The following is a 10,360-nucleotide window of genomic DNA, read 5'->3' as shown; positions in this document are numbered from 1 at the left end:
ACACAACTGTACGCGCGGGTGCGCGCCCGCCGAGCAAGGGGAACTCGGCGGGCGCGCGGATTCAGGTGGCTCAGCTGGTCTCGTAGACCAGGTCGGAGTAGAACGCGTTCAACGGGCTCGCCCACGAGGTGCCGGGGGAGACGTTGCAGCCGGTGTTGCTGCGGCTGTGCAGGGCAACGGCGTAACGGTTGCCGCTCGACGCCAGCCAGTACCAACCGCCGCCGCTGTCGCCGCCGCAGGCGTCGTAGCCGTCGATACGGACCATGCCGCGGGTTCCTGCGTCACTCGTGTTCGTCACCGTGGCACACGGGTTGCCGCCACGCGCCGGGTTGGTGAAGCTGGCCGACAAGCACGCCACGTCGTTGACAAGGAAGAACGACTTGCCCTTCACGGGCGCGGTCGACGACCCCGCGCCGATGTAGATGCGGCCACTGTTGACGTCGCCGTAGAAGGTGTTCGTCGACACGATCCTGGTCACGTCGGACACGCCCGAGTCGATGCGCCCGCTCACCGAGCCGACGGTCCGGACGGTGGCCGTCCCGTTGGACCACACCTCGCCGATGCCGGTGCTGCAGTGGCCCGCGGTGAGTGTGATCCGCTGGTTGGCCGAGTTGCGCGCGGTGAAGCCGATGGAGCACCAGTGCTGGCCGGCGCCGTTGCGCAGCACCAGGCCCGCCGCTTCGAAGTTGTCGCAGTTCGCGCGGTCGGTGCAGGCGTCGGCCTGTGCCGTGGTGTTCTGCCCGTTCACCACGATCACGCCTGCCTGGCTGAGGTCCGCGCGGCGGGCGGTCGCCGGGATGGCCGCCACGACCTGGTTGGTGCGCACGTCGATGCCCACGTTGCGCGCGGCAGCCTTGGCGAGCGCGGACGTGCCGTTGCGCAGCGCCTCGGCCTCGGCGTTGAGCTGGTCGAGGCTGCGTGCTACGAGCGGCGTGTTGACCTTCACGCCCTTGCTGTCACCGACTGCGGTTAAGGCCTTCCCGGTCGACGACGAGGTGACGGCCAGGTTGTAGGTGGCGGTGTACGGGTCGAACCAGCCGCCGCCGAACGTCTTCCACTGTTTGCTGATTTCAGCCTTGAGGTGCTCACCAGCCGACTGGGCCAGTGCCGCTGCCCGGGCCTTCGCCGGGGTCAGGCCGGGGTGCGAGGTCAGGTACGCCTTGGCGATCGTGGCTGTCGCGTCCGTCCCGGTGTCGTAGGCGCCGGTCACCTTCGCGGCCGCGGGCGTGGCCAGCACACCGAGAATCGAGATCCCAGCTGCCGCGAGTACCGCGCTTCTTCGGAACATCATTCCTCCCCATTTGTCCCGCAGGCATGACGGCAACGCCGAGACAAATCGGATTCGTTGGTATTCGAACTGGCCTTTACCTGCGTCATCGCCGCTGATTCGGACGATATGCGGGCACTTCGCCGAGTGTCAACGAAGGACGGCCCGGAATGCAGTCCACTGCAATCGCCGTCGCTTTTGCGTAACGGGACGTATTTTTTCTCCGCCCTTTCGGGCGGCCGAGCCGACGATGGTGGCACCATGTGGCATCACCGGTGGCACTGCTGTTGACCTGCTGAAACGTGAAGTGATGCCATCTGGGACTTGCGATGGCACCACTGTGGTGTCATAGTTAGTGCCATGGACCTCACCCCGTACGTCGAGAAGCTCCGAGCCGAACTGGCGACTGCCGCGGCGGCGGGCGGCGCGGATGCCAAGGAGCTGGCCGAGCGGCTCACCGCGCCACTGGACTCGGCGACCAGGCTGACCTTGCTCGACGCCCTCTCGGCGGCGGCGGCGGAGATCACCCGTGATCTCACGCCGGGCTCGGTCGAGGTCCGGCTGCGGGGCAGGGACCCGGACTTCGTCGTGGTGCCAGGTGTGGTGCCAGAGGTGGCGCGGCCCGAGCAGGCGCCTGTCGTGGTGCCACTCGTCGACGAAGCCGCCACCGCCCGGATCAACTTCCGGCTCCCCGAGCAGCTCAAACAACGCGTCGAGCGGGCGGCGAGCCGGGACGGGCTGTCGATCAACGCGTGGCTGGTCCGCGCAGTCGCCACCATGGTCGACGCCGACGGTGCCGCCGCCAGGCCGAAACACCGCACGTCAGCGGAAGGTCAGAGCTTCTCCGGCTGGGTCCGCTGACCTGCGCCACATCGAAAGGAAATGCTGTCATGACTGTTTTCCAGACCCCGGAACCCATTACCATCCAGCTTGAGGTCGCGGTCGGTGAGATCGTCATCAACGCGACCGAGCGGGCCGACACCGTCGTCGACGTACGCCCGCGGGTGGAATCCAATGGAAACGACCGGAAAGCGGCCGAGAAAACAACGGTCGAATACGCGAACGGCCGCTTGAAAGTGAAAACACCGAAATGGCCGCTCGTCGGCAAGGGCGGCACTGTCGACATCACCGTCGACGTGCCCCACGGCAGCGCGCTGACGGGTGAAGGCCAGGTCGTCGACATCCGCGGCGACGGCCGCCTCGGCGCGGTGCACTACAAGATCCAGCACGGTGGCGCGAGGTTCGAGCAGACCGGCACGCTGACCGTGGACACCGGCCACGGCACGCTCGTCGTCGGCCAGGTGAGCGGCCCCGCCGACCTGCGGACCGGTTCCGGTGAGGTCAGCATCGGCCAGGTCGACGGCGACGCGACCGTGAAGAACGGCAACGGCCGCACCAGGCTCGGCGACGTCGCAGGCGAAGTGCGGGTGACCGCGGGCAACGGTGAGGTCGAGGTCGAAACGGCGGCAGCCGGCGTCACCATCAAGAACAGCCACGGCGACATCAGGGTCGGCGAGGTGGCTCGCGGCACGGTCCTGCTCAACACCACCCACGGTGCCGTGGAAGTCGGCATCCGTCAGGGAACCGCGGCCTGGCTGAAGCTCAAGACCGTCATGGGGGCGGTCCGCAACGACCTGACCACCACTGACGGCCCCGGTCAGAACGAGGAGACCGTCGAGGTCCACGCCCACACCGGGTTCGGCAACATCACCGTGCGCCGCGCGGCCTGATCGCCTTCTTTTTCCCACAACGAATTCACGCCGGGGCGGAGCTGTGCCCCGAGTTGCCAACCAAGCGCTTGCTACACCAGTGAGGAACCCATGAAACTCGCGATCGACGCGACCGGGCTGCGCAAGTCGTACGGCGACAAGGTCGTCCTCGACGGCGTCGACCTGCGGGTCGCCGAAGGAACGATCTTCTCCCTGCTCGGCCCGAACGGGGCAGGCAAAACCACGACCGTGCAGATCCTGTCGACGTTACTGGCCGCCGACAGCGGCAAAGCCGTTGTGGCAGGCCACGATCTGTCAGTCGACCCGAGCGGCGTGCGCGGCTCGATCGGCGTCACCGGCCAGTTCTCCGCCGTGGACAACATGTTGACCGGCGAGGAGAACCTGCTGCTGATGTGCGACCTGCACCACCTGCCCAAAGCGGAGGGCCGCAGGCGCACGGCCGACCTGCTCGACCAGTTCGACCTGGTCGAAGCCGCGCGCAAAACCCCGATGCAGTACTCCGGCGGGATGCGCCGCAGGCTCGACCTGGCCATGACGCTGGCGGGCGACCCGCGGATCATCTTCCTCGACGAACCGACCACGGGCCTGGACCCGCGCAGCCGCCGCACGATGTGGGAGATCATCCGCAAGCTCGTCAAGGACGGCGTCACGATCTTCCTGACCACCCAGTACCTCGAAGAAGCCGACCAGCTCGCCGACCGGATCGCGGTGCTCAACGGCGGCAGGCTGGTCGCCGAAGGCACAGCCGACCAGCTCAAGCGGATGATCCCCGGCGGCCACATCCGGCTGCAGTTCGCCGACGTGCCGCGCCTGAACCAAGCAGCCCACCTGTTCGGCAACGCGACCCGCGACGACGACACGCTGACGCTGGACGTGCCGTCCGACGGCGGAGTGCGGTCACTGCGCTCCCTGCTGGACAAGCTGGACGCCGACCTGGTTGAGGTGGACAGCCTCTCGGTGCACCTGCCCGACCTCGACGACGTCTTCTTCGCCCTCACCACAAAGGAAACGGCCCGATGAGCACTCTCGCCCTCGCGGTGCGCGACTCCGGCGCGATGCTGCGCCGCGACTTCACCCACTCCAAGCGCAACCTGATGATGACCATCAGCGGCATCGCCACCCCGATCTTCATGATGCTGCTGTTCGTCGGAGTGTTCGGCGGCGCAGTCGGCTCGGGTGGTGGCGTCGACTACATCGACTACCTGGCACCGGGAATCATCATCATGAGCGCCGGTACCGCGTCAGCCGCGACGGCCGTCAAGATCTGCCAGGACATGGCAGAGGGCATCATCGACCGCTTCCGCACGATGGACATCGCCCGCTCGTCCGTCCTGATCGGACAAGTGGTCGGCAGCGTGATCCGCACCGTGGTCAGCTCGGTCCTGGTGGTGGCGGTCGCGCTGCTGCTGGGCTTCAGCCCGTCGGCGAGTTTCGGCGACTGGCTCGCGGCGCTCGGGATCTTCACCCTGCTGACGTTCTCGCTGACGTGGCTGGCTGTCGCGTTCGGACTGAAGGCAAAGACACCGGCAGGCGCCAACAGCCTCACGCTGATCGTGCAGTTCCTGCCGTTCATCAGCAGCGCGTTCGTCAACCCGGCGACGATGTCGGCACCGGTCCGCTGGTTCGCCGAGAACCAGCCGTTCAACCCGGCCATCGAAACCATCCGCGCCCTGCTGACCGGCGGCCACGCCGGCACCGACGCGTGGCTGGCGATCGCCTGGTCGGTCGCGATCACCGCGGTCGGCTACCTCTGGGCCCGCAAGCAGTACAACAGCCCACGGGCCAAGTAGCGCTCAGTCGTCGATGTCCTCGTCGTCGCGGGCGAGGAACGTGGCGAGGCGCTCGATGGCCTCTTCGTAGTCGGGGTTGGCGTCGACGAAGGCGCGGAGCTTCTCCGAGAGCCAGCCGAGGGTGACTTCCTCGTCGCCGCGGCGGCCTTCGAGCTCTTCGATTCCCCGGTCAGTGAAGTACATGAGGTTCTCCATGCAAAACGGCTCCCGGGGCGCACACCCCGGGAGCCATCTTTATACGTCAGTCCGCGAAGGCCTTCTCGATCAGCTCACGCTGCTCGACCTCGTGCACCTTCGACGAACCCACCGAGGGAGCCGCCATCGGGCGCCGCGAGACGCGCTTCATGGTGCCCATCCGCTCCGGGAACTTCTCCCGCACGAACAGGCCGTAGAACGGCCACGAGCCCTGGTTGGCCGGCTCCTCCTGCACCCAGCGCACGTCGTGCGCGTTCGGGTAGCGCTCGAAGATCAGGCCGAGCTTCTTCTGCGGCACCGGGTAGAGCTGCTCGACACGCACGATCGCCGTGTCGGTCACGCCGCGCTTGGCCTGCTCGGCCGCCAGCTCGTAGTAGAGCTTGCCGGACACGAACAGGATCTTGCGCACGCCCTGCGGATCCGGCTGCGTCGGGTCGTCGAGCACCGACATGAACTTGTTGTTGGTGAAGTCCTCGACCGGGCTGACCGCGGCCTTGTTGCGCAGCATCGACTTCGGCGTGAAGACGATCAGCGGCCGGGTCACGCCGTCCAGCGCGTGCCGGCGCAGCAGGTGGAAGTAGTTCGCCGGGGTCGACGGGATCGCGACCGTCATCGACCCCTCGGCGCACAGCTGCAGCCAGCGCTCGATCCGGCCGGAGGTGTGGTCCGGGCCCTGACCCTCGTGGCCGTGCGGCAGCAGCAGCACGACGTCCGACAGCTGGCCCCACTTGGCCTCCGACGAGGAGATGAACTCGTCGATCACCGACTGCGCGCCGTTGACGAAGTCACCGAACTGCGCTTCCCACAGCACCAGCGCGTCGCCGTTGGCGACCGAGTAGCCGTACTCGAAGCCCACGGCCGCGTACTCCGACAGCGCGGAGTCGTAGACCATGAACCGGCCCTGGTCCTCGCTGAGGTTCTGCAGCGGCGTGTACTCCTGGCCCGTCTTGCGGTCCACGACCACCGAGTGCCGCTGCACGAACGTGCCGCGCCGCGAGTCCTGGCCCGCCAGGCGGACCAGCTTGCCCTCGAGGTTCAGCGAACCGAACGCCAGCAGCTCGCCGAACGCCCAGTCGATGTCACCCTCACGGGCCATCTTGGCGCGCCGCTCCAGCACCGGCTTGACCCTCGGGTGCGGCGTGAAGCCCTCCGGCAGGTTGATGTGCGCGTCGGCGATCCTCTCGATCACCTCACGCGCCACCGCGGTCGGCACGCGGGCGGGCACCTGCTGCTCCTCCTCGACCGACGGGCTGGGCACCGGTGGGTGCTTCTCGAGCTCACGCACCTCGTTGAAGACGTGCTCGAGCTGCGAGGAGAAGTCCCGCAGGGCCTTCTCGGCCTCGTCGACGGAGATGTCGCCGCGGCCGATCAGGGCCTCGGTGTACGTCTTGCGCACGCTGCGCTTCGTGTCGATGATGTCGTACATCGCGGGCTGCGTCATCGAGGGGTCGTCGCCCTCGTTGTGGCCGCGGCGCCGGTAGCACAGCATGTCGATCACGACGTCCTTGTTGAACGCCTGGCGGTAGTCCATCGCCAGCCTGGCCACCCAGTGGCAGGCCTCCGGGTCGTCGCCGTTCACGTGGAACACCGGCGCCTGGATCATCTTGGCCACGTCGGTCGCGTACTGGCTGGAGCGCGAGTGCTCCGGCGCGGTGGTGAAGCCGACCTGGTTGTTGATGATCACGTGCACCGTGCCGCCGGTGCGGTAGCCGCGCAGCAGCGCCAGGTTCAGCGTCTCGGCGACCACGCCCTGGCCGGCGAACGCGGCGTCACCGTGCAGCGCGACCGGCAGGACCGTGAAGCCCTCGCCACCCTTGTCGAGGATGTCCTGCTTGGCCCGCACGATGCCCTCGAGCACCGGGTCGACGGTCTCCAGGTGCGACGGGTTGGCCGTCAGCGACACCTTGGTCTCACCGTCACCGAACATCCGGAAGTACTTGCCCTCGGCACCGAGGTGGTACTTCACGTCGCCGGACCCGTGCGCCTGGCCAGGGTCGAGGTTGCCCTCGAACTCGCGGAAGATCTGCGAGATCGGCTTGCCGACGATGTTGGCGAGCACGTTGAGGCGGCCGCGGTGCGGCATGCCGATGACGACCTCGTCCAGCTCGGCCTCGGCGGCCTTGTCCAGGATCGTGTCCAGCAGCGGGATGACGCTCTCGCCGCCCTCGAGCGAGAACCGCTTCTGGCCGACGTACTTGGTCTGCAGGAACGTCTCGAACGCCTCGGCGGCGTTGAGCTTGGACAGGATGTACTTCTGCACGGCCGCGTCGGGCTTCTCGTGCGGGATCTCCACGCGGTCCTGGATCCAGCGGCGCTCGGCCGGGTCGAGGATGTGCGTGTACTCGATGCCGACGGTCCGGCAGTACGAGTCGCGCAGCACGCTGAGCACGTCGCGCAGCTTCATCCGCTCCTGACCTGCGAACCCGCCGACGGCGAACTCGCGGTCGAGGTCCCACAGGGTCAGGCCGTGCGACAGGATGTCCAGGTCGTCGTGGCGGCGCTGGCGGTAGTTCAGCGGGTCCGTGTCGGCCATCAGGTGGCCGCGGTTGCGGAACGCGTCGATCAGCTCGATGACCCGGGCGGCCTTGTCGAGCGTGCCCTCCGGGATGTCCTGCACCCAGCGGATCGGCTCGTAGGGGATGCGCAGCGAGGTGAAGACGTCGTCGTAGAACTTGTCCTCGCCCAGCAGCAGCTGGTGGATCCGGCGGAGGAACTCGCCGGACTCGGCGCCCTGGATGATCCGGTGGTCGTAGGTGGACGTCAGCGTCATGATCTTGCTGATGCCCATCTCGACCAGTGCCTTCTCACTGGTGCCCTGGTACTGGGCGGGGTACTCCATCGCACCGACGCCGATGATCGCGCCCTGGCCAGCGGTCAGCCTCGGCACCGAGTGGTTGGTGCCGATGGTGCCGGGGTTGGTCAGCGAGATCGTGGTGCCCGCGAAGTCCTCGGTGCCCAGGTTGCCGCCGCGTGCCTTGCGGATCAGGTCCTCGTAGGCCTGCCAGAACTGCGCGAAGGTCATCTCCTCGCAGCCCTTGATGGAGGCGACGACGAGGTTGCGGGCGCCGTCCTTGCCCGGCAGGTCGATGGCCAGGCCGAGGTTGACGTGCTCGGGCGTGACCAGCTGCGGCTTGCCGTCGGCCGCGGCGTAGTGCCGGTTCATGTTCGGGTAGTCCTTCAACGCACGCACGAGGGCGTACCCGATCAGGTGCGTGAAGGAGATCTTGCCGCCGCGGGTGCGGCGCAACCGGTTGTTGATCACGACCCGGTTGTCGAACAGCAGCTTGGCGGGCACCGCGCGCACACTCGTCGCGGTGGGAACCGTCAGCGACTGCTCCATGTTCTTCGCGATCGCGGCGGCGGCGCCGCGGATCGGCTTGCTGGTGTCGCCTTCGGCCTGGGGGGCCGCCTTCGCGGGCTCCGGCTTCTTAGCGGCGGGGGTGGCCGGCTTCGTCGGCTTCGTCGTGGGCTTCGGGGGTGCCGACGACGGCGCGCTGGCCTTGGGCTGGGCAGCCTTCGGCGCTGTCGCCTTCGGTGCGGCTGCCTTGGCGGCGGGGGCCTGGCCGTTGGTGTCAGGGGCAGGCGGCTCGATCTTGGTGACCGTCGTGGTCTGCCCGGTAGCGCTGTTGCTGGCCACGCCCTGAGCCCGCTGCTGTGTGGGCTTGTAGTCGGCGAAGAAGTCGTGCCACGCGGGGTCTACCGAAGCCGGATCCGCGAGGAACTGCTCGTACATCTCTTCGACGAGCCACTCGTTGGGGCCGAACTGTGACGCAGGGCTGCTGCTGGACACGGCTGGCACTCGCCTCTATCCATACTCGTTCTCGATATTGAACACACTCGCCAACCAGGCTAGTACCCCGCTCGGGCTGTGTGTGACCCGATTGAACCTTGTGCGCATCACGATGATGGGGTATTGCTCACTGAATCGATCAGGGAATCGATTCTTCCGGCCACTATCCCGGGTGATCGGTGAAGAAAACCAGACGTTCGTAGGTCAACGACCCAGCTGGCCTAGACCATTCCGGCCGACGGGACGCGCGCGTGGCGAACGGTGACCCGGTGTGTCCGCACCCATTCGACCATCGGCTGAACGAACACCCGATGGTGGTGATCACCGCGGTGCCTCGAACCGCTCCGGCTTGCACACCCCGCGCCGGCCGGTCCGGTCCGAGGCACGGCGACGGATCCCGGCCCGAACAGTTCTCGGCGCGCTTGGTCGGCCTGTCGGTTTGGGGGTTCCAGGCACGTCACGTGGTGCGCCGAGGCCATGCCGGGCTGCTGGCTGTACATGTCGTTCGTCGCGCTTGCGCCGTCTTCAGGACGTGGCGTGCCGGGGACTTTTCGGCGGCACTGTGGTTGCGGCTTCGCCTGATCGGGCTTCAGCTGCATGGGGTCGGTTGGGTCTGGTGGGGTGGTTGGGGCCGTGCGTGCTTGGTCGGCTTGTCGACTTGGCGATCTAGACATGTCGCGGTGGTGCGCCGAGGCCATGCGGGTGGGCTGGCTGCGCGTGTCGGTTCGCCGCGCTCGGTGTCGTTGTCTCAGGACGTGGCGTGTCAGTTTGTCGGCGGCGCTGTGGTTGCGGCTTGGGCCGGTCGGCTCGGCTGCATTGGATCAATTTGGCCTGATGGGGTTGTTGTTGCGGTCGTGCGTACTTGGTCGTCCGACGGTTGACGCTGTTCATGGACGTGACTGCTGCCCCTGTCGCCAGGTCTGTGAGTACTCGAACGGGTGGTTCGGCCTCGTGGAGTTGATCTCTGGAGTCGACAGCTCGATGCAGAGGCGCGCCTTGCCATTGCGGACGTTGACCGGTGGATCGACGTTGGTCGTGTGCAGCTGGCTCCGCCAACTCGCGCAACGCGGCAAGGGCACCTGGTGGTCGACAGGTCGGAATCGAACACGAATGGCGGTGGTCCGGTGTGCGGCCGGCAGCCGGGGCCGGTCAGCGGGGATCATCTCTGGCTCCGAAGCGGGCTGGTCGGGTAGGACGTCGCTGGGGTTGTCCCCGGCACAGTGCGCCGCGTCGGCGCGGATCTCGTTGCGGACGCGGGGCGACAGCGAATAGGTGCTGTCGTTGAATAAAGTGCTGTCGTTCGCGGGAGCGACCGAGGTCAGCACCTTGTCGACGAGTGCGGCGCGCTGGCCCATCGCCTCGGGCGGCATTCCGCGTTGGGCGAGGATGTTCGTGCCCAGCCGCAGGCCGCTGGTCACCAGGGGCGGCCGGTGGTCGCCGGGTACGCGGTTCTTGTTCGCCAGGATCCCGCATTCATCCAGCGCCGCTCCGCGACCAGCTCGGTCACCTGGTGGCGCGCAGGTCCAGCGGCACCATGTGGGTGTCGGTGCCGCCGGTCAGGGTCGGGGGCCCCGCCGGGCCACGCCGG

8 protein-coding genes are annotated in these 10,360 nt (G+C 67.5%); 4 read left to right on the top strand and 4 right to left on the bottom strand.

Annotated features, from left to right (window positions below; all coding sequences use genetic code 11):
• Positions 1-70: 70 nt before the first annotated feature.
• The gene (locus AOZ06_RS57435; RefSeq protein ID WP_157233641.1) at positions 71-1,288 is read right to left on the bottom strand and encodes a chymotrypsin family serine protease; all 1,218 of its coding nucleotides are present in this window, start codon (positions 1,286-1,288) and stop codon (positions 71-73) included.
• 339 nt (positions 1,289-1,627) lie between these two features.
• Between AOZ06_RS57435 and AOZ06_RS47750 the strand changes: the two genes are divergently transcribed.
• The 4 genes from AOZ06_RS47750 (at position 1,628) to AOZ06_RS47735 (ending at position 4,787) form a co-directional block, all read left to right on the top strand.
• A complete protein-coding gene (locus AOZ06_RS47750) occupies positions 1,628-2,128 on the top strand; it encodes a hypothetical protein (protein ID WP_054295430.1) in 501 nt (166 codons plus the stop codon).
• A 29-nt stretch (positions 2,129-2,157) separates the two neighbouring features.
• Positions 2,158-2,997, top strand: coding sequence for a DUF4097 family beta strand repeat-containing protein (locus AOZ06_RS47745; RefSeq protein ID WP_054295429.1), 840 nt, complete (start codon positions 2,158-2,160; stop codon positions 2,995-2,997).
• Positions 2,998-3,087: 90 nt separating this feature from the next.
• Positions 3,088-4,017, top strand: coding sequence for an ATP-binding cassette domain-containing protein (locus AOZ06_RS47740; protein ID WP_054295428.1), 930 nt, complete (start codon positions 3,088-3,090; stop codon positions 4,015-4,017).
• The gene (locus tag AOZ06_RS47735) at positions 4,014-4,787 is read left to right on the top strand and encodes an ABC transporter permease (protein WP_054295427.1); all 774 of its coding nucleotides are present in this window, start codon (positions 4,014-4,016) and stop codon (positions 4,785-4,787) included. The genes AOZ06_RS47740 and AOZ06_RS47735 overlap by 4 nt, the downstream gene beginning before the upstream one ends.
• A gap of 3 nt (positions 4,788-4,790) precedes the next feature.
• Here the strand turns inward: AOZ06_RS47735 and AOZ06_RS47730 are convergent, their stop codons facing one another.
• From AOZ06_RS47730 to AOZ06_RS59465, 3 genes are all read right to left on the bottom strand, one after another.
• A complete protein-coding gene (locus tag AOZ06_RS47730; RefSeq protein WP_042195410.1) occupies positions 4,791-4,970 on the bottom strand; it encodes a DUF6104 family protein in 180 nt (59 codons plus the stop codon).
• A 58-nt stretch (positions 4,971-5,028) separates the two neighbouring features.
• A complete protein-coding gene (locus AOZ06_RS47725; RefSeq protein WP_054295426.1) occupies positions 5,029-8,772 on the bottom strand; it encodes a multifunctional oxoglutarate decarboxylase/oxoglutarate dehydrogenase thiamine pyrophosphate-binding subunit/dihydrolipoyllysine-residue succinyltransferase subunit in 3,744 nt (1,247 codons plus the stop codon).
• Positions 8,773-9,659: 887 nt separating this feature from the next.
• Positions 9,660-10,253 (bottom strand): hypothetical protein, encoded by a 594-nt coding sequence (locus tag AOZ06_RS59465; protein ID WP_218922285.1) that lies wholly within the window; start codon positions 10,251-10,253, stop codon positions 9,660-9,662.
• Positions 10,254-10,360: the final 107 nt, after the last annotated feature.

The sequence above is a fragment of the Kibdelosporangium phytohabitans genome (assembly GCF_001302585.1).
GTDB classification, from domain to species: domain Bacteria; phylum Actinomycetota; class Actinomycetes; order Mycobacteriales; family Pseudonocardiaceae; genus Kibdelosporangium; species Kibdelosporangium phytohabitans.
Note: the sequence above shows the minus strand (reverse complement) of the source record. Positions and strands in the feature narration are given on the sequence as shown.